This window comes from Haloarcula sp. CBA1127 (assembly GCF_001485575.1).
Taxonomy (GTDB): domain Archaea; phylum Halobacteriota; class Halobacteria; order Halobacteriales; family Haloarculaceae; genus Haloarcula.
On the sequence record NZ_BCNB01000001.1, the window covers coordinates 127,186 to 153,362 of the forward strand.

The following is a 26,177-nucleotide window of genomic DNA, read 5'->3' on the forward strand; positions in this document are numbered from 1 at the left end:
TCTATAATGGGCATATAGACAAAATATTGTAGTAATACTACCATAGAATTATAGCTGCAGTTCTGGAATATATTTTGTCCCAACTATTAGAACGCTTTTCGTGTGGAACACCACAGAACACGGACAGTAGAGCGATTGAAGAGAGTGGAAACAGGCACTGTAGCATAATCGACTTACTTGAACGCCACAGCAAGACAGTTGGGTTCACAGGGCTCCGAGTATCCGCTTATTCAATCGTGACTGCTGCAACGTTGCACCCCAAACTCTATATCTTGGGAGTTACCCACAGTGGGACGTAACGCGACAATCGATAATGACACCCAAATTCACTACCCATGACTGAAACAGGAAAGCGCCTTGTCGAAGAACTGGACGAACAAGGCGTCGAGTACGTTTTCGGATATCCCGGTGGTCGTGCCATCGAGATCCTTGACCACGTCCCGGATGCTGACGTCGAGATGGTCCGACCACGCGATGAGCGTGAAGCCAGCGTCATGGCCGAAATGCACGGGCGACTCACCGGCAACCCCGGAGTCCTCGCGGGGCAAGGCCCCTGGATCGGCAGCCTCGGCGCAATCGGCCAGATGGAGGGCAAGCTCGCTTCGTCACCGATGGTCGTTATTACCGAGGCCAGCGAGCGTGGCGACTATTCCACGCTCGCGCCGTACCAGCAGGCTCGCGGTGACTACGGGGGATTGGACCTTCCGTCTGCGCTCGATGCTTACACCAAGGAAAACTGGTTCCCGCGCTCACCAACGGAGACAGTACGAAGCCTCCAGCTCGCGTTCAAACACGCGACTGCTGGCCGGCCGGGGCCAACGGCAATCATCCTCGACGGCGACGCCGTCACCGAGGAGATGCCCGAAGATCCGATCCCGCCGGTCTGGGACGGCCACGATCAGGTACAAAACTGGGAATCGCGACCGGCCCGCGAGGATGTCAAGACAGCGATTACAGCGCTGAGCAAGGCTGACCGGCCGGTTATCATCGCCGGCAACGGCGTTCACGCCGCCGACGCCTACGACCAGCTCGAAACTGTCGCGGAGGCGACTGATGCCGTCGTCACGACCTCCTATCTGGGCAAGTCGACGTTCCCCGAAACCCACGAGCTGGCTGCGGGTGTTATTGGCTCCTTCGGTCACGAGGGTGCAAATCAGGTTGTCAGTGAAGCGGACGTACTCATAGTCGTGGGCTGTCGCATGAACCCAATGGACACGAACTGGCAGTCCCCGGAGTTCATCCGGCCTGACGAACAGACCATCATCCACGCAGATATCGACACACGCAACGCCGGCTGGGTCTACCCCGCAGATGTGGCACTCATCGGTGATGCGGCACACAGTCTCGATGACCTGGCGGCGAAGCTCCCCGAGAGCGCTGGCAACGACTGGGCACGTGACCGTGCGGCCGCAGCGCAGGAGTCATTCTATGCTCCCAAATGCGAGTCGGATGCGTCGCCGATCAAGCCACAGCGTGCAGTCAAAGAAATCGAGGCTGTCGTTGATGCGGAAACGATTGTAACCGCCGACTCCGGGAACAACCGGTTCTGGTTGCTGAACTACCTTCAGACACCGGGCACCGGGACCTACTACGGGAGTGGTGGCGTCGGCGCGATGGGGTGGGCAACACCGGCCGCGGTGTCAGCCGCTATCACGACGGAGAAAGATATCATCGCTGTCGCCGGCGATGGTGGCTTCACGATGACGATGACTAGCGTGGAGACAGCCGTCGAGAACGGCGTCGCGCCCACGTTCGTCGTCCTCAACGACACCAGCCTGGGGATGGTTCGTCAGATGCAACACGAGGAGGGCGACATCGCTGGCGTCGAGTTCCACGACACCGACTTCGTGAAAGCAGCCGAGGCGTTCGGCGCTGAAGCGACGCGGGCAGTGACGCCTGCTGAACTCGCGGCGGCACTTGAAGAAGGAACCAGCGCCGATGTCCCCTTCGTTATCGACGTTCGCATCGACCGTGACGAAGAGATGGTCGAGTCCCTCCAGTCGTCGTTCTACAAAGAAGTCGGCGGGCTCCACGAATGAGGTCCCAGACACGGTTTAGCAAAGAATATAAATCAACTACGCAACACACATTGATATACCAATGACAGATACGACAGTACTCGTCACTGGCGGAACCGGCTTCCTCGGCTCGTATGTCGTCGAGGATCTCATCGAACACGGGCACGACGTCGTTGCCTACGACCTCTCGACGGACGACCACATCCTCTCGAAGTTGGGTGTCGCCGACGATGTGACCATCCGGCGCGGTGATGTCTCCGAGGCGACGGACGTGATTCGTGCTGTCAAGGAGACGGGGACGACCCATATCGTTCACCTTGCGGCACTGCTGACGAACACAGCACGGGACAACCCGCGGGCTGGCCTCGATGTCAATATCAAGGGGACGAACAACGTCTTTGAGGCCGCACGCACTCTCGACGACCAGATCGAGCGCGTCACCTGGGCCTCCAGCGCGGCGGTGTACGCGCCGCCACACAACTACGCCGCCGAGTATGTCGACGAGGACGAACTGGTCTATCCTGATACGCTCTACGGCGCGACCAAGGAGTACAACGAACATCAGGCCCGTGTCTATCACGAGGATTACGGGGTCGACCACGTTGGACTCCGTCCAACTGTGGCGTACGGCCCCTACCGCGAAACCGGTGGGTCGGCGTTTCTCGCAAACATCATCGAGAAACCAGCACTCGGCGAACCGTTTAGCGTCGAATACGGCGACCAGGTGATCGACTGGCAACACGCACGCGATATCGCACAGGCGTTCCGGAAGGCAACGTTTGTCGACGAAGACGACCTCAGCCAGCGCATCTACAACGTCCGCGGCGTCCTCGCGACAATCCGTGAAGCCGCCAACGCTGTCCGAGAAATCGTCCCGGATGCCGACCTTGCGGTCTCTGATGAGGGCGAACTCCCCTGGACCCAGAACCTCGATATGACCGCCGCACAGGAGGACCTCGGCTACGAGGTCGAGTACGACCTCGAATCCGGGTTCCGGTCCTACATCAACACGCTCCGGGAAGAGAACGGGCTCGACTCGCTCTGATACATCGGGTCCGCCGTCGCTGTGTGACGTGCGTACGGTGAGAGTCGCGTCTGTCTCGTCTCGGCCAGAGTGAACCCAGTGTTTGATTAGGGACCTGCCTGTACGCATAGGTGATGTACGAGCGCGACTTCATGGAAGGAACGCGTGGCACCATGGCCGTCGACTGGGAAGAACGGATCGACGTCAAGCGGATGCGACGCGAGCGCAAAGACCGAGCCCTCGACCGATTGCAGGACTCCGAACTGGGGTCGATGTTGCTGATCAATGACCCGAATGTCCGGTATGTCACTGGGCTGGCCATGACCGGCGGGAGTGGGGCAGACCACTACACGCTCCTGACGGAAGACGGCGACGTGGTCCACTGGGACACTGCGGATCACGCATCAAACCAGCGGTTCAACTGTCCCTGGCTCGACGACATCCGGTATGCCTGTCCAGGACTCGGCAATGTTCCTCGGGCGTCAGGCAGCGCTTCTGCACGCGACTGGCTCAAGGACAAGATGGCGGAGACGGTGTACACGGCCATGGAGGAGTACGGTGTCGACCGGGAGCCGATGGGCATCGACGTGGGGAACGGGACGCTTATTGAGAAGTTCGAAGACCGCGGCGTCGATGTCGACACCAGCGCGGCGACTGATATCATGCTCGACGCGCGGAAGACCAAAACCCGTGACGAGATAGAGTGTCTGCGACAGGTCGCTGCCATCTGTGAGGCAGGCTTTCAGAAGATTACGGAGAGTGCCAAGCCAGGCAAGCGCGAGTCTGAAGTGTGGGGCGATGCAGTCGGCGAGCTCTGGGGGCACGGCGCAATGGCCCAGGGTGGCTACGTGACTTCCGGCCCAAACACCTGGCCGAAGCATCAGGCGAACACGACCGATCGAATGATTCGGCCGAACGACCTCGTCTACGCGGATTTCTACAACATCGGCTATCTGGGCTATCGCTCCTGTTACTACCGGACGTTCAGCATGGGTGAGCCGACACAGGCGCAGAAAGATGCCTACGAAAAAGCTCGTGACGACCTCTATGACGTCCTCGAACGGATCGAGCCGGGGGCCACGACCGACGAGATCTGCAAGGGCTTCCCCGACAGAGACGGCGAGCATATGGACTGGTACGACGCCGACGAGTTCTGGCAGATGACAACCAACCACTGGGCGCATGGGCTGGGGCTGCAGCTCTACGAAACGCCGCTCATCTGGCGCGGACTCTCACCGGATCACCCGATCGAAATCGAGGAGGGTATGACGATGGCTGTCGAGACGATGCAACCCGCAGAGCGCCAGGGCGTCCGCGTCGAAGAGATGGTCGTTGTCCGCAAGAACGGCGTTGAGATCCTCAGCGAATGGCCCGTGTCGGAGATTACGCGGATAGACTACTGACTGGCAGGCATCTTGGCCGATTTCACGCATTGTCTGGTCGCTGGCGTGCCACTACCGTTAAGTCGGTCGCGCCGTAACGGAAATTTATGCAACTGGGAACAGGCCTGTTTACCTGTCAGCAGCGCCCGGACGATGACCGCGAAACCAGCGAGATTTACGACGAAATGCTCGAACTGGGGGAAGTTATCGACAACGCGGGTCTCGATAGCGCCTGGGTCTCAGAGCATCACTTCCTTGACGACGACTATCTGTCGGGCGTCACACCGGCACTCGGGGCGTTAGCTGCAGTCACTGACAACATCGAAATCGGGTCCTGTATCGCGCTCGCACCGCTGTATGATTCAATCCGGCTCGCTGAGGATATCGCAACCGTGGACCAGATTGCCGGTGGCCGAACGACGCTCGGGATGGCAATCGGGTCCAACGTCTCAGAGTTTGACGCCTTCGGGATTCCCGACGACGAACGGGCTGAACGGCTAGCCGATACGGTCGATACGCTTCGCGGTGCTTGGTCTGACGGACCGCTTGACTACGAGCCGGAATTCCACGACATCTCGTCGGACGTCACTGTGACACCGAAACCTGCACACGACGTTCCTCTCATGCTTGGTGGGGCGTCGCGACCTGCTGTCCGGCGGGCCGCCCGGACCGCTGACGCATGGTGTGCCCCGTCGTCGCTGTCAGTCGATGGCGTCCGGAAGCGCGTCGAAGACATCCGAAGCGTCCGTGACGACGAGGATATCGAGGGCGACTTTCAGGTGTACGTTCTCCAGCACGGGTTCGTCGGTGACTCCCGCGAGGACGCATGGGCGCAGATGCGAGACGGCTACCTCTACATCCAGCGCCGGTACGAGGAGATATTCTCCGGCGAGACGGTTGCAGAACTCGACGAGGAACGCACGCAGGAACTCAAAGAACAGGCTATCTTCGGGACACCCGACCAGGTCACGGAGGAACTTGAATCGTACCGCGAGGCACTGGGCGACGACATTCACTTCATCTTCCGGACGTACCACCCCGGAACCGGAACGCAGGAGATGGCCGAGTGTATCCGACGCCTCGGAGAAGAGGTGCAGCCGCAGGTCAGCTAGGGCTGGCAGCCATGCGGGTAACTGGTGGCCGTCAGATACCGTCTGACCCGGAGAGGCTGAGACACCACGAGCGCCAGTGACTCCCTGCGTGTCGACCGTGTGCTCCGGGTCCCTGTGAACACCAATACTTATTTCCCCAGGTGAAGAACCGAATTGATGAGTATGGACATCGAAGCATTCTTCGAGAACATGCCGTTTGCCGACCTGCTCGATATCGAGATGACCACTGTCGATAACGGGCACGCCGAAGGCCATATCGAAATGCGCGAAGAACTGTCGTGGAACGAAGAGCAGATAATGGCCCACGGCGGCGTTACGTTCACGCTCGCTGATACCGTTGGTGGGGCCGCTCTCGTGTCTCTCGTCGACCAGCCGGTGCCGACCATCGATATGCGAATCGATTACCTCGAAGCCGGGACAGGGGACCTTCGAGCGGAAGCGGACGTGGTTCGCCACGGTGGTGATGTTGGCGTCGTCAGTGTCGAAGTGTACGCCGAAGACGGTACACAGGTCGCGGATGCACGCGGCGTCTACAAGACAGGGTAGCTCGACTGCAGCAACTGAACAGCTTCTGGACATCGTCACACCCACTAATCCCAATGGCAGATTCACTCACAGCACTCGACGAGGTACGGTACGAACCGAGCGAGACGTTCGTGACCGAGAGCAACGTCTACGCGTTCATGCAAAAGCACGGCATCGAGGACTTCGAGGAACTCCACAGGCGGACGGTCACCGATATCGACGGTGAACCGGCATCCGGACTGGACTGGTTCTGGGATGAGATAGTCGATTATCTCGACCTGGAGTTTTACGAGGAGTACGAGCAGGTCCGCGATGACACAGACGGCCCGCAGTTCACGGACTGGTACGTCGGCGGGGAACTCAACATCGCCCACAACGTCGTCGACCGTCATGCAGCCCCCGACGCTGCGAACCGAAATACAGTCGCGACAATCTGGGAGGGTGAGGACGGGACAGTTCGTGAGATCACGTATCACGAGCTCCACCAACAGGCCAATCGCGTCGCCAATGCACTGGAAGAGCGCGGTATCGGAACCGGTGACACCGTCGGACTGTATATGCCGATGGTACCGGAAATCGTTCCATTGCTGTATGGCTGTTTCAAAGTCGGTGCGATTGCCGTCCCCATCTTCTCCGGCTTTGGGGTCGACGCGACAGCAACCCGCATCGAAGACGCCGAGTGTTCAGTCCTGTTCACCGGTGATGGCTTCTACCGCCGGGGCAGCGAGATCGACCTAAAGTCGGCCGCGGACGAGGCTATCGAAGCGGCCGGCCACGTCGAACACACCATTGTCTATAATCGGCTTGGTTCTACGGAGTCTGGCCGCTCGTGGGACTCAGACCGTGACGAATGGTGGGCAGACGCAGTCGGGTCCCAATCTGACGAGTACAAGACCCAGTCGCTCCCCGCCGACCACGAGTCGATGCTGCTGTACTCATCCGGGACAACAGGCAAACCGAAGGGCATCGTCCACACACACGCTGGCGGGCTCGTCCAACCGGCGAAAGAAATCTTCTTTTCGTTCGACCACAAGCCCGCAGACCGGTTTTTCTGGGTCTCCGATATCGGCTGGATGATGGGGCCGTGGACGCTGATCGGCAATCACGCCCACGGTGGCACCGTCTTCATCTATGAAGGGGCACCAGACTATCCTGACCCGGGCCGGTTCTGGGAAATGATCGACACCCACAATCTGTCGGTGTTCGGGATTTCGCCGACAGCGATCCGTGCGCTACAGAAGCACGGCGACGAGTGGCTGGAGGGCCACGACCTCTCGACGCTGCGCCTGCTGGGTTCGACCGGCGAGCCGTGGGACCCGGACTCCTGGGAGTGGTTTCTGGAGAACGTCGGCGGCGGTACGACACCGATTATGAACATCTCTGGTGGGACGGAGATATTCGGCTGTTTCCTCCAGCCGACGCCGCTCCATTCGCTGAAGCCAGGGACGCTCGGTGGCCCGGCGCTCGGCATGGACATCGACGTTGTCGATGCACAGGGGGAATCCGTTGCCGAAGCCAACGAGAAGGGGTACCTGGTCTGTCAATCATCAGCGCCGTCGATGACAAAGTCGCTGTGGAGTGGTGACGAACGGTACCTCGAGGAGTACTGGTCGCGGTTCGGGGATATGTGGGACCACGGCGACTGGGCGCAGAAAGACGAGGACGGTTTCTGGTTCTTACACGGTCGGTCGGACGATGTCCTCAACGTCGCCGGCCGGAAGGTCGGCCCGGCCGAAGTCGAGAGCGCACTTATCGAACACGATGCGGTCAACGCCGCTGTTGCGATCGGAGCGGACGACGAAACGAAGGGGACCGCGGTCGTCACGTACGTCATCCTCAACGAAGGGTACGAGGAGTCAGAGGACCTTCGCGAGACATTGCGCGCGCAGGTCGGGACAGCGCTTGGCAAGCCGTTCCGTCCGCGTGAAGTCCGCTTCGTCGATGAATTTCCGGAGACCCAGTCCGGGAAAATTGTGCGGCGCATCATTCAGAATGTCTACGAGGGCGCAGAACTGGGGGATCTTTCGAGTATCGAGAACCCCGATGCGATCGACGAAATCGACAACGCGCGATGAGATGAGTCCTGATCTGGTTGCGGCTGTCTGCAGATACAGGCAATGACGAGCACACAATCAGCCTCACGACGACACTACGTGAATCGCGGTGGAGAGCAGAAGCGCAACCCAGTCTAACTGAAGCTCACACCGACATCGTGCATATCCTCGTTGTATCGAGCGATGTTGATAAGCAGTGGCGTCAGACTCTCGACTTCCGCGGCGTTCGAAAGCGGCCCAGCAGGGATCGGTCGGACGCCGGTGAGGGCAGCAGTTAACGTCACAACTCGTTCACTGACCGCCGGGTCGTCCGCGACCACCAGCGTATCTACATCGAGCGTGGCCTCTAGATCCGCCAGCCGGTCCGCTGCAAGGTTGTGGAACGCCCCAGCCACTGGAACAGACTCGGGGGCTCGCTCCGCGACAAACTCGGTAACGCTCCCCGTCGACGGTGGCCGGTAGTGAAGTCCATCCCCATCGCCGCTCATTCCGACGGCGGGGCTAATGAGCAGTTGGTCCGAGAGCACGTCATCTTCTGCGAGTGCTTCAATTGTATCGCCGACGTGATGTGGTGGAATGGCCAGAATAACCACGTCCGCACTGGCCGTGGCGCTACTATTATCCGTGCCGTCGATTTCAGTCTCGACACCGTGCTCGGACAATCGTTCTTCGTACGCTCTGGCTCGCTCGCCGGCTTTTGCAGCGTCCCGCGAGCCGATCGTAATCGCATGGTCCGTATCGGCGGCAAACCGCATCGCGAGTCCCTCACCGATGTCACCAGTACCGCCTAGGATAGCTAACTCCATGCACCTTCATAACGCCCCTTGAAACAAGAAGCTTTGTCTTGCCACACGGATCGCTACCGACCGTACGCTGCTGCCAGCACGTGAAAACCGGGCACGCCAGCAATAGAGGTACCGCCAGTATCAACCGCGGCGATTATTCGACCCAGACCGTCTTTTTGTTGACAAACTCTTTGATTCCCATCTCCGAGAGTTCACGACCGTAGCCGGCGTCCTTGATGCCGCCGAACGGGACTCGCGGGTCGGATTTGGTCATTTCGTTGATGTAGACACAGCCCGCGGAAATATCTCGTGCCAGCCGCTGGCCGCGGTCTCGGTCCGCTGTCCAGAGGCTTGCACCAAGGCCAAACCGGGTGTCGTTTGCGACTGCGATCGCTTCCTCCGAATCAGCGACCTCGTAGACGGTCGCCACTGGTCCGAACGTCTCCTCTGTGTCAGCAGGGCATCCTGAAGGGACATCAGTCAGTACTGTCGGTGGGTAGAACGCGCCGGTCCGGTCAAGCGGCTCGCCCCCGGTCAACAGCGTTGCACCGGCGTCGACGCTGGCCTGTACTTGCTCGTGGAGTTCGGCCATGAGGTCAGGGTCGGCCTGTGGACCGACATCAGTTTCGTCGGACATCGGGTCGCCGACAGTGAGGTCTTCGAAGGCAGCGACGAGTCGATCAACGTACTCATCGTAGACGTCTGTGTGAACAATAAAGCGCTTGGCGGCGATACACGACTGGCCGCCGTTCAGTGTCCGTGCTTGCACCCCAGTTTCGAGGGCCGCATCGAGGTCTGCGTCGTCGAGGACAATGAACGGGTCAGACCCACCGAGTTCCAACACAGTCTTTTTGAGATGTTTGCCGGCAGTTTCGGCGACAGCACGGCCGGCGGGACCACTTCCGGTCAGCGTTGCCGCACGGACACGGTCGTCTGCAAGAATGCCGTCAACGTTGCTGGAGCCAACCATCAACGTCTGGAACGCGCCGTCAGGATAGCCGGCTTCAGCAAACACTTCTTCCAGTGCGAGCGCACACCCGGGAACGTTCGAGGCGTGTTTGAGGAGGCCAACGTTGCCGGCAGTGAGATAGGGCGCAGCAAAGCGAATGACCTGCCAGAAGGGATAGTTCCAGGGCATCACTGCAAGCACCGGTCCGAGCGGGTCATGGACTGTCTTTACTTCTGTCCCCGGTGGACTGGGGTGGTGTTCCTCGGAGAGATACTTGTGTGCGTATTCAGCGTAGTGGTCACACGCCCAGGCACACTTTTCGACTTCAGCGACGGCTTGTGTGACTGGTTTGCCCATTTCCCGGGTCATCAGCTCAGCGTACCGCTGTTTGTTCTCCCGGAGGACCTCACCGGCGTTTACAAGCAATTGCTCGCGCTCGCGCAACGGGACATCGCGCCAGTCCTCGAACGTCGACGTGGCACGGTCCAGTTTCCGTTCGACTGCCTCGTCATCGTCAGGGTCGTACACGTCCAGCCGCTCGCCCGTAGCCGGGTTGACTGCCTCCATATCGGTTCAATCTTCGGCGTCATGCATACATTAATCTTTACTGGCCTAAAAACTCTGACAGGAAACAACGTTAGCTTTTATACTCATAGGTCAGAAATGTGCTGATGATGTACAAGCACGTAGCCCTGTTAGTCAGACAGGACGATATGTCTCACGAGGAGTTCGTTGACTACTGGCAGACCAATCACACGCCGATTGCAAAGGACATCGAGGGCGTGGTTCGCTACCAGCAAGTCCTGCCAACAGAACCAGCACACGCCGAATTTGACGGGCTGGCGGAGCTGTACTTCGAGACGCTTGACGACCTGCACGAGGCGCTGGGCAGTCCCGGCTCCCGGGACTATGACCCTACCAAGGAGATCGCCGCAAAGGCCCGCGAAGACGTGAATAATTTCCTTGCTGTCGAGGAGCGGCCGCGTATTATCGGCGAAGAGATCGTGCAGAAAGACGAGGTCGATGGCGACACTGACGGCCTCTACAAGCACTCGGCATTTCTCGTCCGACAGGACGACATGACCCACGAGGAGTTCATCGACTACTGGCAGACCAACCACACACCGATTGCCCGCGAAATCGAGGGCGTCGTCAAGTACAACACGGTCATCCCAACAGACCCCGAAAACGCCGAGTTCGACGGTGTCGCCGAACTCTACTTCGACGACATTGAGAAGCTATACGACGCGCTCGGCAGTGAAGGCTCACGGGACTACGCACCGGACAGAGGCAAGGCGAAAGCGGCCCGCGAAGACGTGAATAACTTCCTGGCTATCGACGAGCGGCCCCGGTTTATCGGACAGGAACAGCTCGTCAAGGACGAGGGGTAGTATGCCCGATTACGAGGAGCAGGTCACGCAGGCGTTCCCGGAACTCGATTACATCTCATCGGACGACCTTCGTAGCAAAGTCATCGAAGCGTGGACACTCGCGCTCGACCGAGGCGGCTGGCGCGACATTATGGACATTCCCTATGCGTGGAATATCCACGAGGTAACCAACGTCAGGCACGTCCGCGGTGTCACCAAAATTGCGCGGGAATCCGCTATCGAACAGCAGGAGTTCCACGGGGCCGACCCCGATATCGACGTCATCGTCGCGGCGACATTACTCCACGATGTCGGAAAGTGTTATGAGTACGTTGACTTTGTCGAGGACGAGAAGCTGCTCGACCCGGACCCCAGATACGCAACCGAAGAGATCCCACACTCTCTGTCGGGCTATGCGCTTGCTCACGAGGTGGGCTGTCCGCTGGCGGTCCAGCGAGCGATTCCGCACTTTATCGGCGAGATTCCAACGCGAACACTGGAAGCCGAGCTCGTCAAGAGCGCAAACTCCGCGTCCTCGAACGCGATTACGCAGTCAACGATGGGTATCACGTTGCAGGAATGGGTTGATGAGTACTCCCAGACGTAGTCACTGGCGCGAGCGATAGCAGTCCCTGCCAAGGTGTCGACAGGCGGAATAGTCCCTCGCAGGTCACCGGTCGTGGCTACGTGGTCCAGAACCCCTCGGTGATGGCTGATAGCTTGGAGTTCGGCGTTGGGCGGAGATCTTAAGCACTGGTTTCCCTCGCTCACATTTTGAGATGACAGAGCAGCACAGCGCGGCGTATCCACTATCCGTGCGGCAACGAGGTGAAACAACATTGTCAGTCCTCGAAAGAACTCTCGGAGACGGACGAGGGTATAGCCGTGCCTTCAGTAACGAGATTTCGACTGTTTCGAGCGTGCTCTGAGGGGGAGCAGCATCCAGATACCGTGTATGGAAACCGTTTTGATTTTGTCCGTTTATTTCAACTTGCTTAGCGGAGATTTGCATCTAAAAGCGCGGAAAGTATCCTCATATGACAATCCTTGTTGGTGCAAATATCCTCAAAACACCACGGATAGGCCATACCTATCTAAAAGACAATTAAAATTATTATTAATACTCATATACCGGGGAAATGAAACTCTCTGGGACAGATATGCACATATAATCGGCATACCACTATCTAGGCGCTAAACTCAATGTACGATTTGATAGTATCCGGCGACTCCTCGAATGCATCCGCAAACTCCGACACAGAGCACTGGGTCGTCATGATAGACGCAAGGAACCAGTCCGGATATTCTGCAAGTGTGTCACGAGCGCGTTTGTAATGCCGGACATTCGAATTCACGCTCCCGAGCAGCGCTTTGTTCTGAAGTACCAACTGCCTGTGGAGAGACCCGCCATTGACAGTGAATTCCCAGTCCTCCGGGATGCCGAGGAGGACTCCGACTCCGTTCGCACCGAGTGCCTCGACCGTCGAAAACGCGTGTTTTGCGTGCCCCGTCGCCTCGAACACTAGATCCATCGGCTCGTGGACTGCGGGGATTTCATCCACAGCTGTCTGTTGAGAGTTGATGTACGTAGCTCCCAGTTCCTCGATAATGTCGATGGTCGGGTCCGGCCGTTCACGACGGCCGAGACAGTACGTTCGGTCACACCGGTCCGCAAGCATCGCCAATGTGAGCAGTCCTAGCGGTCCGTTTCCGAGGACGAGTCCGGCAGAATTCTGCCACTCGAAGGTCGACCTGGAACGCTGTGCCAGCTCGAGTGCCTTTTCGGCATTGCTGATCGGTTCGACCAGAAAGCCGACGTCCGCCAGCGATTCCGGGATCGGAACGAGAAACGATGCGGGTGTAGTGAAGTACTCGGCCATGTAGCCGTGCGCCCCCGCAATCCCCCGTTCGACATACTCACCTGGTGGAGCCATATCGGGCTCGTTGTTCTCAAAGAATCGACTCGACGTGTTTGCGGGCCGTCGGACTGTCGGGACGACAATCTCTCCTTCGTTCAGCGCGGTCCCGTTCGATGACTCGACGACGCCGACGGCCTCGTGCCCCAGTATCTGGTAGTCGCTGCCCTCAGGAAACTCGCCGTGTGAACCCGATAGCACCTCAAAGTCCGTTCCGTCGATGCCAACACGGAGAGTCCGCACGAGCACCTCTCCCTCGTCCGGTTCCGGGCGCTCGATGTCGATGCGTTCTGGCCGAGTCTTCCCCCGCTTGACAGCGATTGCATCCATTGTTGTAGGTATCCCCGTGAGTGAAACGCACCATCCATCAACAGTTGAATGTTTCGACCAATAGACAGAGGGACCTCAGCGAAATTGTTTCTCATTATGAAAAGCTGTGGGGATCTCGGGGACATACTGAACGACAGCGGTGAAAATGGCTAGCGGATAAAAGAGGGGCCCGGAAAGCACCGCTACAGTACGATATGTGCATATTTGGGAGAGGCTGGGTCCAGGTGGTTGAATCTGGATAATAAGTGTACGGCTGTTATGCGATTCGCGGTCCGCTTTCAAATAGTTTCGCTAAAAGAAATACTCTATCTCGGATGAAAGTTTTTGTTGAGATGTGTATGGCATTGCTGAAACTGCAGTCAGTCAGATAGGACTGGCGTTGCTGGGGCTGTACTGAGCGTTGCTGATTTCAGACTGTACCGAGTATTGCCGATTCCAGGCTATCTTGAGAGTGCCTCCGTGAACAGAAGTGACTAACTATCAGCTCAGATCTGCTCCGCATTGAGTTGCCTGACGGCGCTCAGGATCATCCCGGGGACATCCTCCTGTAACCGCTTCCCGCTCAGCCGTTCAGCGTGTCCCGCCACGTACACGGCTGCGGTTGTGGACTGGTCCTGAATCGGAACCGCGACGCAGTTTACGTCCGGATACTGCTCGCGACGCTCGAACGCGATACCCCGGTCCCGGATATTGTCGAGTTCGGCAGTGAGCGTCTGGCGATCCGTAATCGTATTTTCGGTCATTGCAGGCAGACCGGCGTGGTCTAAAATAGCATCGACCTCTTCTGGGTCGGTCGCTGCGAGGATTGCCTTTCCCGGAGCGCTGCAGTGAAAACACGGGGAGTTTACGTGTCTCGGAGAGTCGTCAGCGCCGGTATGATAGACGTCGGCAATCTGCTTTTCGCACTTGATAACTAGTCCGGCAGACTCGCCGGTCGTCGCTGATATCTGGTCTATCTGGGGCTTCGTGTCGTGGTAGATGGGTGCCTGAGATTTAACGTGTTCGCCGATATCGGCAAACTGTAACGTCAGCTGATAGTCCCCTGTACTCTTTGTAACGTAGCCTGACTGCAACAGCGTATTCAGGTGTTTGTATGTCGTACTCCGAGTGTACCCGAGTTGCTCGGCCACCTCTGAGACGCCAAGCGGCCCGTCGGCGTCTCTGAGCACGTCGACGATTGCGAACGTCTTCATCGGTGCCGAAAGTGTTGCTGTCTCAGTTTTATCGGGCATAAGATTACTACTCCCGTCTATAGCTTAAGTTTTTATTATTATGAAACGATCGTTACCAGTCGGCGACGCTGCCGTCCTCGTGCCGCCATATCGGGTTGTGCCAGTCAAGATCGGCTTCTGCCTTCTCCCGAACCACGTCTAGCGCGACGTCGATGCCCAGTCCCGGGCCGTCCAGCGTCTTCAGGTAGCCGTCGTCGAACGCAAACGGGTTCGAATTGAGCAGATCGTGTGCGGGACTGGTCGTCTCAGAGTGGACGTCGAACCCCTGGTCTTGGACTAACAGGTTCGGAACGACCGTATCGACCTGGATCGACGCAGCCAGCGCAATTGGGCCCAGTGGGCAGTTCGGTGCAATGGCGACGTCGTGTGACTCCGCCATGTTAGCCAGTTTGACCATCTCTGAAATACCGCCGGCGTGAGAGACATCGGGCTGAATCACGTCAATCGCCCCTGTTTTGAGGAGATCCTTGTAATCCCATCTCGAGTACAGTCGCTCACCTGCTGCGATAGGTGCGTGGGTCTGGGCTGCGATGTTCGGAAGGTGTTCGATGTTTTCGGGAAGCACTGGCTCTTCAATGAACATCGGCTCGACGGATTCGAGGCGGTTAGCAAGGGTCTTGGCCATCGATTTTGATACTCGGCCTCTGAAATCGATCCCGATATCCACTCGGTCGTCGACCGCTGCTCGAACGTGCTGAATTCGTTCTGTGATCTCGTCGAGCGACGCTCTTGTCTCGATGAACCGGGTCTGATTCGTCGCATCCATTTTGAGTGCGGTGTAGCCAGCCTCGGCCAACCGCGTCGCTTCTGCAGCGACATCCTCCGGCCGGTCACCGCCGATCCACTTATACACTCTAACCTTATCGCGGCTTTTCCCACCCAGCAGTTCGTACACAGGTGCGCCGAAGTGTTTCCCCTTGATATCCCAGAGTGCCTGATTGATGCCAGCAATGGCAGACATCAGGATCGGTCCGCCGCGATAAAACCCGCCACGATACAGCGCTTGCCAATGATCCTCAATTCTAAACGGGTCCTTGCCGATGAGGTACTGATCCAGCATCTCCTCGACTGCCGCTCGAACTGTTTTCGCTCTGCCTTCGATAACAGGCTCACCCCAGCCCAGAAGCCCAGTGCTGGTTTCTAGTTTCAGGAAGACCCAGCGGGGAGGGATTTCGAACAGTTCGTATCCGGTGATTTGCATACTACTGTCTCACAGCGGGACTGTGATTAACCTTCATGATATAACGACAGCCTCCAACTACTGCATCGATCAAAGCTTAATTCAGCTGCGTTCCCTGACTTCCGTCACCGCTGGCCTCTCATTGACAATTGAGATGCGTTATTCGCCTAAACCGCCGGTCTGACTCGCTACCCCAGTGCACTCCACTCGACATGTTTCGAGAGTTCTGGCGGATCGTCTGGATTGTACCCCTTTTTTACGGCCGTCTTATACGTGAGCGATTGCAAGATTTTCAACGGGACAATCGGGTGGTCTGGTGATTGAGCGGGGAGTTCGATTGCGATGTCTCCACCGTAGTCGTTCGTCGGCCGCCGCAGGACAATTGTGGTCACTCCGGCGTCGCGTAGCTTTGAAACGACCTCGCTGGTCAACGATGCCTCCGATTCTTGGGTAGCAATGACGAGTGCCGGCTCACCGGCAGCGTTTGCGATGGGTCCGTGGCTGATTTCCGGTGTCGGGAGTGCCGTCGTATGCAACAGTGCACCCTCTCCGAACTTCGTCGCCGCCTCGCCTGCAAGCCCATATTCGATCCCCTGTCCGAGAGTGTAGAGTGTCTTGGCCTCCGCGAGGACAGCGACGGCTGTCTGAAAGTCCTGTTCGACGACGTTCCGGCACATACGTTGCAGCTCGCTCGACGTGCGCTCACTGTATTTGCTTTCGAGCAACGAGAGCGTCAGAACCAACGCGGCATCGACTGTTTTGGTAGCGAGAACTGCTTTCTCGGTCCCCGCTGGCGTGACGAGGACCTCGTCCGCTACTGTCCCGAGCGACGAATCATCGGTGTTTGTGATGCCAATAACGAATGCACCCTTCTCCTTTGCTCGTCGAGCGGCTGTAACGGTTTCAGACGTCTCGCCGGACTGGGAGTAGGCGACGACAACCGTTTCCTCAGTAATCGGCGGACCGGCGAACAGGTATTCTGACGCGGCGTACGCCGTTGCGTCGATACCGCGCTGGAAAGACACATACTGGCCGATCACACCCGTCCAGTAGGAAGACCCACAGCCGATGAAGTGGACTCTGTCAGCGTCCGCAATACGCTTACGTGGCTCGGAAAGGTCGCGCGTGCTCATTTTGAAGTCATTCAGTCGGTCGATACCGGAACGGATCTCGTCGTAGACTGCGTGTGTAGTCATGGTTTGATGTTCATGGGACAGCACTGTGGTCAGTTGTTTCAACGACAACGCCAGCAGAGGCTCCGGTCAGCCAGCAACCATCCGACTGATCGGAGTCTCTCTGCGATCACTTAGATTACCGATTGATGGCAGTGGACTATAAAACCATACGATAGGTATTTGTGATAGTCCATAGAATCGCACCGTTTCGAAGAATGACCTAAACAATTAATTATATATACCACATAGGTCGTTGGTGATAGCATATGTCAGACAGTAGTTTGCGGAGTGGCAAGCGACGTCGCTTCATCAAAAGCGCCGGCGCGGCAACGGTCACGCTACTCGCAGGCTGTGGCGGCAGTGACAGTTCAGAGAGTACTCCCGGAGATAGTGGGGATGGCGATTCCGGCGCGAGCACCGGGAACCAATCGAACAGTATAACGACTCTTACAGTCCGTCATTTCGTCAATGACCACATAGAGACGTTCTACGAGAAGCACAATCCCATACTGAAGAAAGAACACGGTGTCAAGGTGGATTTCGAGACGATGGGCTGGGGCGTCGCTCGGAAGAAGCAAAACAACAGTATCTCCACCCGGACCGGTCCGGACGTCGAAGAGATAGCGTCAACGTGGATGCCACAACAGGTCAATTCCGACGGCTGGATGGACCTCGAAGAAGCCGGCGTCTCAATGCCGACAGACAATATCTACGATTCGCCGCTTCAGATAGGCAAATTCGATGGCGTCCGGGCTGGGTTCCCCTGGTTCTGGGGCCCCCGCGGGCACATTTATTATAAATCGCTGTTCGAGGAAGCCGGTATTGATGGCCCCCCGTCGACCTGGGACGAACTCGCGAATGATGCGTCGAAGTACAACAAGCAGGCTGAAAAGTGGGAACAGGAAGGCTACAACACGAGATACCTGTTCGGCATTCCTGGGGCGAACAACTGGGCCGTCGTCCAGTACTATATGATGCTTATCTGGCAAAACGGCGGGAGCGTGATTGACGGGTCCAAGCCGACATTCGACAGTGACGCGGCGGTGGAGGCGTTGAATTTCTACAAGGATCTGTCCACGACGCACAAGGCGTCCCCACAGGCCTCAGTCGAGTGGAACGGCGTTGCACGGAACAACGCGTTCAGCAGCAAACGGATAGCTTCGACGTGGCAGGGGCTCAGGGTTGCAAACGATATTGACGCCGAACTCGGCGTCGGCAAGCCGCCGGCCGGTCCCCGGGGAGAGTCGTCGACCTTCTTCGGAGTGAACCTCATGGGCATCCATCCCTGGACGAAGAAGAAGGGCGCAGCCGCGACGTTCATCGAATACCTGATGCAGCCAGAAGTCAACGCAGAACTCGCGAAGGGCTCTGGCTTCTTGCCGACGATCAAGAGTAGCTTCGAGCAAGACGCCTTCCAGGGTGAGCTGTATCAGTCCTTCAGTGAAGACGTTCTGAACAACACAAACGCCAAGACAGCGCCGCAGGTCGTGGGCTGGGGTGATGTCTCTGGAGCGATCAAAGGGGCCGTCACGAAAGTGCTCACGAAGGCAGCCACCAACTCTTGGTCCGAAGGCGATACCGAGGCGGCACTCCAGCAGGCTGCGATGCAGGCAGAGAACGCGCTCCAGGGCTAAGCCCCGAGACGGTCATTTCAGTGCGTTACGCCACTTGTCCAGTTGCATATTTACGTGCACTTTCTCGGTTCGGTAGTACCCAAGTGTCGTGCAGAACGGTTAAATACATAGCATAATAATCGATTGTGTATGCTCCTGTCCGCGTACCAGCGCGTCAGACGTCGACTTCCGGCAGTCCATATCCCGTACGTTAGCTCGTTACCTGCAAGCCAGCGATTCGGACTCAAGCTCATTGCTCCGGCCCTAGCGATGATGCTTCTCGTCCACGGGATTCCGGTCATTCTCGGTTTCGTGATGAGCTTCTACGAGTTCCCGTCGCTCAGATATACTGACTGGTTCCGCCCGGAGACGTTCGTCGGGCTTGACCACTTCGCGAAGGTCTTCCAGAAGGATACGATCTATGGCGCACAGTTCTGGAACTCGCTCAAAGTCACCATTCTGTATACGGTCGGGTCGGTGATAGGGACGTACGGTCTCGGGCTCGTCACCGCGCTCACCCTCGATAAGCAGTTCCGGGGCAAGCTCGTCGCGCGAACCGTGATTCTGATTCCGTATGTGACACCGGTTGTCGTCACGCTGCTCACCTGGCGGATGATGTTCCGGAGCGATACTGGAGTCATCAACGCGGTACTCCGTCAGGCCGGACTCATCGAGGGGTCCCTGTTCTGGCTTCTGGGCCCAAACTCGCTGTATGCGATAATCATCGCGAACGTCTGGCGGAACTTCCCGTACGCAGCAATCATGTTGTACGCTGGATTGCAGTCGATTCCTGAGCAGTTGTACGAGGCTGCCGAGATCGATGGAGCCGGCAGATGGGGGAAACTGCGGTACGTGACACTGCCACAGTTGAAGCCCGTCTCTGCCGTCATTCTACTGCTATTGATCCTCTGGACCTTCATCAATTTCCCCGTCCCGTATATTTTGCTGGGTGGGTCACCCAGCGAATCGGGGAACGTCCTGATGTTGCTCATTTACTCCTTTGGCTTCAAACAGAGTGCGTACGGGATCGGGTCCGCACTCAGCGCAATGTTGTTCCTGTTCTCGATGACCATCGCATACGTCTATTACAAACGCGTTGTGGCCTCTAGCTACGACGGAGGTGCTATGTAAGATGCTCAGTTCGCTCATGGCTGCTGTCGGGTCAGAAAAGACGACGGTGCCCGACGAAATGCGGCTAACTGCGGATGGGAAAGAGCTCATATACCAGCTGCTTTGGCGGTCCGTGCTCATCCTCATTCTCATATTCGCGATATTCCCCGTCTGGATGATGTTCACAACATCGTTCAAAACCCGGGATGAAGTGTTGCAGCTCGGGCTCGATATAATCCCTGCGGACCCATATATCCAGAACTACTTCCTGATGTTCCAGCGGTTCCCACTTGTCGACTACTACATTAACAGCCTGGTCATTTCGAGTGTGACCACCGTCCTCTCGCTGCTTATTGGTGGACTAGCTGCCTACTCGTTGTCGCGATACGAGTTCCCCGGCAAGGAGAAGTTCGAGATGGGGGCACTTGCAACGCAGATGATCCCCGGCGTACTCATCCTCATCCCGATGTTTCTGTTGTTCATCATCATGGACCAGTCCGCAAACATTCCGATGAAAGACACGTACCACGGGATGATATTCCTCTATACGACGTTTACCGTTCCATTCACCATCTGGATGCTTCGTGGGTACTTCGACACGATTCCGACCGCGCTGGAGGAAGCCGCGCGAATCGATGGCTGTACGCGGACACAGGCCCTGTTCCGCGTCGTGATGCCGCTTGCAGCACCGGGCCTGGCCGCGACTGGGATGTTCGTGTTCTTGCTCGCATTCAACGAGGTGCTGTTCGCGTCAGTTCTGGCGACTGATAACGTGACGCCGTTCTCCATCGGAATTCAGAACTTCCAGCAGCAGGACCAGACGATGTGGGGCCAGATGATGGCTGCTTCGACACTCGCCGCCGTCCCACTGCTCGCAATCTTCGTCGTGTTCCAGCGGCAGATCGTTTCCGGACTAACTTCCGGGAGTGTCAAGCAGTAATCTTCGGCTCCAGTTTTGTGACAGCTCACGATCGCAAACGTAGTTTTATATCCCCAGCACCTCGGATGTTGTTATATGTCGACGCAGACAGTAGCGAGTATGCCATTGGAACAGAAGGTCGGCCAGTTATTCATGGCTGGCTTTGATGGCTCCGAACCGACTGATGGGATACGAGAACTGATTCGTGAGTACAACCTCGGCAACATCATTTACTTCACCAGAAATATCGCATCTCCATCACAGGTGACAGCGCTCTCAGCGGAGTTGCAGTCAGAAGCCACAGCGGTCGGCGCTGGCCTCCCACTGTTCGTCGCCACCGATCAAGAGGGAGGCGTCGTCTCACGCCTCAGCTGGGGCACGCAACTGCCGAGTCAGATGCTCATTGGGGCCTGTGATGACGACGCGATGGCCCGGAGAGCAGGTGCGACCGTCGGACGGGAGCTACGGAGTCTCGGGATCAATCTGAATCTCGCGCCGGTCCTCGATGTCAATAACAACCCAGAGAACCCCGTGATAGGTGTCCGGTCCTTCGGAGAAGACCCAGAGCGTGTGGGCGCACTGGGCGCAGCCATGGCGCAGGGCCTCCAGTCCGTGGATGTCGCGGCCTGTGGGAAGCATTTCCCCGGTCATGGCGATACGGCAGTCGATTCACATCTCGACCTGCCGGTGGTCGACCACGAGCGTTCCCGACTGGAGCGCGTGGAGTTCGCACCGTTTGAAGCGGCGATACAGAGCGGTATCGACGCGATCATGACCACACACGTTGCCTTTCCGGCGATAACAGGCGACGCGGAACTACCAGCGACGATATCTTCAGCAGTCCAGACAGCACTTCTTCGGGATCAATTCGGGTTTGATGGGTTACTCGTCACGGACTGTCTCGAGATGGATGCGATTGCTGAAGGCGTCGGCACCGCCGAAGGGGCTGTCCGTGCAATAGAGGCCGGCTGTGATATCGTCACTGTTTCACACACGCTTGAGCAACAGCGCGCAGCGATTGAGGCCGTGCTTACTGCCGTCCGGACGGGACGGCTTACCGAGGAGCGAATCGACCGGTCGCTGCATCGCATCCAGCATTATAAAGAGCAACGGCTGGGTACATCCGAGACTGCCGAAACGCCGGAGTGGGATCGCTGTGCGACTGCGTCGAAACAGCTTGCAACTGAGATCGCAAACTGCGGGATAACACTCGTCAAGGATGACAGCGAGACACTCCCGTTCGATACGTCACGTCACTTGCACGTGGTCAGCTTTACCGGGACACGAGGGTCGCCCGCCGAGGACGAGCGATACGACCCAGAGGCGGTCGCTGCTGCGCTCAGAGAGGTCGGGTTTGAAATTACGACGCATACCATGGCTGGCGGTGAGACCGTCGATATAACGCCAGCAAACGAGCAGATTGTGGCCGTCAGTTACGATGCCCTGTCGAACGAGGCACAGGCAGAGACACTCCAGACGCTCGTTGCGAACCACGACCAGTTGGCTGTCCTTGCTGTACGGAACCCATACGACCTCGCTGTCTGTCCAGACGCGGCGACGTTTTTGACGACGTACGACTACTCGCCGGGTGCGATTCAGGCAGCGGCGGAAACACTGGCAGGGACAATCGACCCAACAGGGACGCTCCCGGTCACGATTCCAGAATGAGTGATATTCAAGGACGGCGCTCGTAAGATGTCCGAGACGCTATCCGAGGAATTCCTGTGCAGACTCGTGGAGCGGGACGAACCCCTCTGCGCTGCGGGCACCAGCCTGTTTGCCGAATACGAGATTCTCGGCGCGAAGTCCGTCGATGAGGTTGTCGAACTCGGCATCGATGCCGCCGTGCTCGACGAGGAACTCCACCTGTGACTCGTGTTTCTCAATGGCTGTGACCTTTTGTTCCAGATACCCATCGATATCGATGAACATGGATGGGGTAAACTCCGATGTCGGCTTGCCGAAGTAGTAGATGTTGTCCGGGTCACAGGGTTCGAAATCCGTCTCAACGAGGGGGAGCGACGCCATGTAGTACGCGTCTGTAACTAACCGTGAGGTCGCCCGGTGGTCTGGATGCAAATCGTCTTTGTAGTGCGTGAGGATGATGTCCGGGTCGTACTCCCGGATTACATCCACCATCTCGACACGGTTTTCTAGGGAGTAAGTGATCCGCCCGTCTTTGAACTCGAGAAAAGCGACTTCTGACGCGCCTAACACGGCTCCCGAGTCGCGGGCCTCCTGTTCGCGCACTCGCCCGACCGCTTCCTGTGAGTCCGTTTGTAGCCCGCCGTATTCGCCCCGGGTCATATGTACGATACTAACTTCATCACCACGTTCAGCGTGCTTTGCTATCGTACCGCCACAGAAGACATCTGCGTCGTCTGGGTGGGCAACTACTACGAGGACATCCATGCTATGCTATGATTTTGTAAGTTATTATTTATACTTTTCTTTGTCACAGATGCGTGAGCAGGCGGTCGACGACGTACGCAGCATCGTCTTCGTCAAGGCACATTGGGTTGAGAACAATCTCTCCCTTGTCGATGCGGTCCTCGCCGACATACACGCGCGGGTCCTCGCGCTGCAGCTCTGACACCAGCGTAGCTGCCGAGGGGGCGGATTGGGAGCTAGAGAGATCCACAATAACGTGAGGTGCCACACTCTGCTCACCGCCAGCGACAACTGTGGTCTCCATGCCGGCTGCCTCAAGCTGGCTCGCCATGTTCTGGGCGAGCGTCTCCCACTCGGCGACAAGCGCTTCCTGGTCTTCCTCAATGAATAGTTCCAGCGCGCGAATGAGGCCGACAAGTTCCTCTTTCCCGACCTTGAGCGACCGTCCGATTCCCTGTCTGGGAACCCCATCGAACCGTTCCGTATCGATAAGCGAGCTGGGTGGGTTCCAGACTCGACGGTCGACGTGCATATCCTGATGCTGCACAGCGATTGAACGGATATACTGACGTTTGCCGGCGATGAGACCCGTCGTCTGCGGGCCACGGATTCCTTTGCCACCACTGAACACCACCAGATCTGCACCTTGCTCGACGAAACGAGAGAGGTTCTCAATGGGCGGCACCTCGGCGGCAGCGTCGACAATGACGGGCACATCGTGTCGATGTGCAATCTCCGAGACAGTCGAGAGTTCGGGCTGTGTGTACGTTTTCTGGACGTACGCAACCCCAGCAGTGTTTTCGTCGATAGCGCTTTCGATTTCCCAGGGCTCAACGTTTGTTGCGCCGGTCCCGAGGTGATAATCGTTTGTCCCGACATCGACGATGTTTGCGCCAGCTGCCCGCAATGCGTGGTCGTACCCCGTCCGGTGAGTCCGGGGCATCACGATGTCGTTTGGTGCGTCTGTCGGATGGGGTAACTCCGACATGGTCTTCGGGTCGTCCCCCGCTATCGCGGCAGCCGCGGCCAACAACAGGCCGGCCTCAGCACCCGGCGAAACGTATCCGGCTTCCGACCCGGCGATTTCAGCGATCTGTTCGGAAGCCTTTGCCTCTAGGTCACTCAGCTGAACGAATTCGTCGGCAGCAGCGCGCATGGCGTCCGCGGCTTCCTCCCGAATGAGGCTGCCGCCAATCCGCGTTTTTGTACCCGCTGCATTGACGACCGGCGTGACACCCAACTGACGATACACCGACTCTGACTCTGTTGTGAATGGAACCATAGTTGTGCTCTTTTCACTACCGCTAGTCCCGTATAGGAACTCAAACCCGCTCCAGGTATATGAAAGGTTCCCATCTATAATCGAAGAACACAAACTATTATATATCTCTGTAGAACAATAACAGGTATCGCATGGCACAGTTAGAGCTCGATAACCTTGTCAAGACGTTCTCCGACGGGAGCGACGAGGTTGTCGCTGTCGATACGGTGAATATGTCGCTAAACGACGGCGAGTTTCTGGTACTGGTCGGCCCATCCGGCTGTGGAAAATCGACAACCTTGCGGATGGTCGCCGGGCTTGAGACGGTAACTGAGGGCGATATTCTGATCGGAGACGAATCTGTTATCGGCACCGAGCCCCGTGACCGCGATATCGCGATGGTCTTTCAGAACTACGCGCTCTATCCACATATGACCGCAGAGGAGAACATGTCGTTCGGGTTGAAGATGACGACGGATCTGGATACAGAGACGATTGAACAGCGTGTAACCGAGACAGCCGAGATGATGGGCATCGAGGACCTGCTTGATGATCCGCCAAAGGAGCTATCCGGTGGCCAGCAACAGCGGGTGGCGCTCGGGAGAGCAATCGTCCGAGACCCGGCAGTGTTCTTGATGGACGAGCCACTGAGTAATCTGGATGCCAAACTCCGGACCAAAATGCGGACCGAACTAAAGAGCCTCCAGAACGAACTCGACGTGACAACGATTTACGTTACCCACGACCAGACGGAGGCAATGACAATGGGCGACCGTATTGCTATTCTGGACGACGGCGTGTTACAGCAGGTTGGAACGCCGCTGGAGTGTTATCACCGTCCAGCCAATCGGTTTGTCGCCGGGTTCATCGGGTCTCCCTCGATGAACTTCATTCCTGCCGCTGTCGAGGACGGGTCGCTAGTGCATCAGGAGTTTACCTACGGGCTGTCCGCTGAAACCGCCGCCCAGCTCGACGGGCGCGAGGAAGTCATCCTCGGTGTCCGGCCCGAAGATATTCAGCTCAGCACCGCGACAGGCCCGGAGCAGACAGTTACCGCGACCGTCGACGTCGTCGAACCACTTGGGGACCTGTTTCACGTGTACGTGACTATCGACGGGCAGCAGTACACGGTCACCGTCGAGAATGGGTCAAACCTCGGGAATGGCACCACGGTCGGATTGCGGTTCCCAGAGGAGGTCATCCATCTCTTTGATGCGGACTCCGGCACTGCGATCAAGAACAGTGAAACGGAAATCGACGAAGAAAGTCCGGTTGCAGCCTGATTTTTCTTATTCTGTAACGCTCGGTAGTACATGGCGTGAGAATATCCGAAAAGGATTCCCAGTGGTAGCGACGACCGAGAGATACCCAACGAGCCACTGGGAGAAGCAGCACGGAGCCGACCCGTTTTGCCAGCTCTGAGAGCAGGGCTGACGAGATGATCTGATGCGTGTTTTCAGTATTCAATATTCCATCTCTGCGAGCGAGTATGGGAATTCGTTTCGTAATATGAAATTTATTCGCGCACCCACCAGAAGTAGCTAGCGAGGCGCAGTCACTTGCTACATGAACTGTTGTCGTTGTGAGGCGTCAGGACCGTAACGGCGCTGCGTTTCGTAATACGACATCTACGTTTCCTTCAGATAACAGGCGTACAGATATTATCGGAGTGGTCGGCTTATCTACACTTCTCAGTAGACGGTCGAAAGTAGCGGCGAGACAGATGCAACCCTGACTGAGATTCAACACCTGTGAACAATCCTCACTGTAGGCCGGATGGTTACACTACGGATCTGGAGCGCGCGTACCGCAGAGATGCGCAGCAAGATAA

At 57.5% G+C, this 26,177-nt stretch carries 21 protein-coding genes; 13 read left to right on the forward strand and 8 right to left on the reverse strand.

The genetic code is table 11. From position 1 onward, the window contains the following. Positions 1–335: 335 nt before the first annotated feature. From AV059_RS00575 to AV059_RS00600, 6 genes are all read left to right on the forward strand, one after another. Complete coding sequence (locus AV059_RS00575) at positions 336–2,039, forward strand: thiamine pyrophosphate-binding protein (protein WP_058991413.1); 1,704 nt, start codon at positions 336–338, stop codon at positions 2,037–2,039. A gap of 61 nt (positions 2,040–2,100) precedes the next feature. After that, complete coding sequence (locus AV059_RS00580; RefSeq protein ID WP_058991414.1) at positions 2,101–3,063, forward strand: NAD(P)-dependent oxidoreductase; 963 nt, start codon at positions 2,101–2,103, stop codon at positions 3,061–3,063. A 113-nt stretch (positions 3,064–3,176) separates the two neighbouring features. Further along, a complete protein-coding gene (locus tag AV059_RS00585; RefSeq protein ID WP_058991415.1) occupies positions 3,177–4,445 on the forward strand; it encodes a Xaa-Pro peptidase family protein in 1,269 nt (422 codons plus the stop codon). An 86-nt stretch (positions 4,446–4,531) separates the two neighbouring features. After that, positions 4,532–5,536 (forward strand): LLM class flavin-dependent oxidoreductase, encoded by a 1,005-nt coding sequence (locus AV059_RS00590; protein WP_058991416.1) that lies wholly within the window; start codon positions 4,532–4,534, stop codon positions 5,534–5,536. Positions 5,537–5,698: 162 nt separating this feature from the next. After that, positions 5,699–6,082, forward strand: a complete 384-nt coding sequence (locus tag AV059_RS00595; RefSeq protein ID WP_058991417.1) for a PaaI family thioesterase — start codon at positions 5,699–5,701, stop codon at positions 6,080–6,082. Positions 6,083–6,135: 53 nt separating this feature from the next. After that, positions 6,136–8,136 (forward strand): AMP-binding protein, encoded by a 2,001-nt coding sequence (locus tag AV059_RS00600; protein ID WP_058991418.1) that lies wholly within the window; start codon positions 6,136–6,138, stop codon positions 8,134–8,136. Between the two features lie 113 nt (positions 8,137–8,249). On the opposite strand, the gene npdG is transcribed toward AV059_RS00600, so the two are convergent. Next, positions 8,250–8,921 carry an NADPH-dependent F420 reductase gene (npdG, locus tag AV059_RS00605; protein WP_058991419.1) on the reverse strand — a complete coding sequence of 224 codons (672 nt, stop codon included), beginning with the start codon at positions 8,919–8,921 and terminating at the stop codon, positions 8,250–8,252. A 133-nt stretch (positions 8,922–9,054) separates the two neighbouring features. Further along, positions 9,055–10,416, reverse strand: coding sequence for an NAD-dependent succinate-semialdehyde dehydrogenase (locus AV059_RS00610; RefSeq protein WP_058991420.1), 1,362 nt, complete (start codon positions 10,414–10,416; stop codon positions 9,055–9,057). A gap of 104 nt (positions 10,417–10,520) precedes the next feature. On the opposite strand from AV059_RS00610, the gene AV059_RS00615 reads away from it, so the two are divergent. Together AV059_RS00615 and AV059_RS00620 are read left to right on the forward strand one after the other, a co-directional pair. Then, positions 10,521–11,240, forward strand: a complete 720-nt coding sequence (locus AV059_RS00615) for an EthD family reductase (protein ID WP_195156595.1) — start codon at positions 10,521–10,523, stop codon at positions 11,238–11,240. A 1-nt stretch (position 11,241) separates the two neighbouring features. Then, the gene (locus tag AV059_RS00620; RefSeq protein WP_004966566.1) at positions 11,242–11,826 is read left to right on the forward strand and encodes an HD domain-containing protein; all 585 of its coding nucleotides are present in this window, start codon (positions 11,242–11,244) and stop codon (positions 11,824–11,826) included. Between the two features lie 580 nt (positions 11,827–12,406). On the opposite strand, the gene AV059_RS00625 is transcribed toward AV059_RS00620, so the two are convergent. The 4 genes from AV059_RS00625 to AV059_RS00640 form a co-directional block, all read right to left on the reverse strand. After that, the gene (locus AV059_RS00625) at positions 12,407–13,465 is read right to left on the reverse strand and encodes a glucose 1-dehydrogenase (protein ID WP_058991421.1); all 1,059 of its coding nucleotides are present in this window, start codon (positions 13,463–13,465) and stop codon (positions 12,407–12,409) included. 485 nt (positions 13,466–13,950) lie between these two features. After that, positions 13,951–14,697, reverse strand: coding sequence for an IclR family transcriptional regulator (locus AV059_RS00630; RefSeq protein ID WP_058991422.1), 747 nt, complete (start codon positions 14,695–14,697; stop codon positions 13,951–13,953). Positions 14,698–14,749: 52 nt separating this feature from the next. Continuing rightward, complete coding sequence (gene dgoD, locus AV059_RS00635; protein ID WP_058991423.1) at positions 14,750–15,898, reverse strand: galactonate dehydratase; 1,149 nt, start codon at positions 15,896–15,898, stop codon at positions 14,750–14,752. Between the two features lie 167 nt (positions 15,899–16,065). Next, positions 16,066–17,073 carry an SIS domain-containing protein gene (locus AV059_RS00640; protein WP_058991424.1) on the reverse strand — a complete coding sequence of 336 codons (1,008 nt, stop codon included), beginning with the start codon at positions 17,071–17,073 and terminating at the stop codon, positions 16,066–16,068. A 245-nt stretch (positions 17,074–17,318) separates the two neighbouring features. On the opposite strand from AV059_RS00640, the gene AV059_RS00645 reads away from it, so the two are divergent. The 4 genes from AV059_RS00645 to nagZ all read left to right on the forward strand — a co-directional run bounded on the left by AV059_RS00645 (position 17,319) and on the right by nagZ (position 22,362). Then, positions 17,319–18,686 (forward strand): ABC transporter substrate-binding protein, encoded by a 1,368-nt coding sequence (locus AV059_RS00645; RefSeq protein WP_058991425.1) that lies wholly within the window; start codon positions 17,319–17,321, stop codon positions 18,684–18,686. A gap of 249 nt (positions 18,687–18,935) precedes the next feature. Next, positions 18,936–19,796 carry a carbohydrate ABC transporter permease gene (locus AV059_RS00650; RefSeq protein WP_058991514.1) on the forward strand — a complete coding sequence of 287 codons (861 nt, stop codon included), beginning with the start codon at positions 18,936–18,938 and terminating at the stop codon, positions 19,794–19,796. Between the two features lies 1 nt (position 19,797). Continuing rightward, positions 19,798–20,715 (forward strand): carbohydrate ABC transporter permease, encoded by a 918-nt coding sequence (locus AV059_RS00655; protein ID WP_058991426.1) that lies wholly within the window; start codon positions 19,798–19,800, stop codon positions 20,713–20,715. Between the two features lie 75 nt (positions 20,716–20,790). Then, positions 20,791–22,362, forward strand: coding sequence for a beta-N-acetylhexosaminidase (gene nagZ / locus AV059_RS00660; protein ID WP_058991427.1), 1,572 nt, complete (start codon positions 20,791–20,793; stop codon positions 22,360–22,362). Between the two features lie 39 nt (positions 22,363–22,401). Here the strand turns inward: nagZ and AV059_RS00665 are convergent, their stop codons facing one another. Next, positions 22,402–23,046, reverse strand: a complete 645-nt coding sequence (locus AV059_RS00665) for a PIG-L deacetylase family protein (RefSeq protein WP_228841682.1) — start codon at positions 23,044–23,046, stop codon at positions 22,402–22,404. 103 nt (positions 23,047–23,149) lie between these two features. Further along, positions 23,150–24,367 carry an aminotransferase class V-fold PLP-dependent enzyme gene (locus tag AV059_RS00670; protein ID WP_058991429.1) on the reverse strand — a complete coding sequence of 406 codons (1,218 nt, stop codon included), beginning with the start codon at positions 24,365–24,367 and terminating at the stop codon, positions 23,150–23,152. Positions 24,368–24,498: 131 nt separating this feature from the next. Here AV059_RS00670 and AV059_RS00675 point away from each other — a divergent pair, with 131 nt between their 5' ends. Then, positions 24,499–25,629 (forward strand): ABC transporter ATP-binding protein, encoded by a 1,131-nt coding sequence (locus tag AV059_RS00675; protein ID WP_058991430.1) that lies wholly within the window; start codon positions 24,499–24,501, stop codon positions 25,627–25,629. Positions 25,630–26,177: the final 548 nt, after the last annotated feature.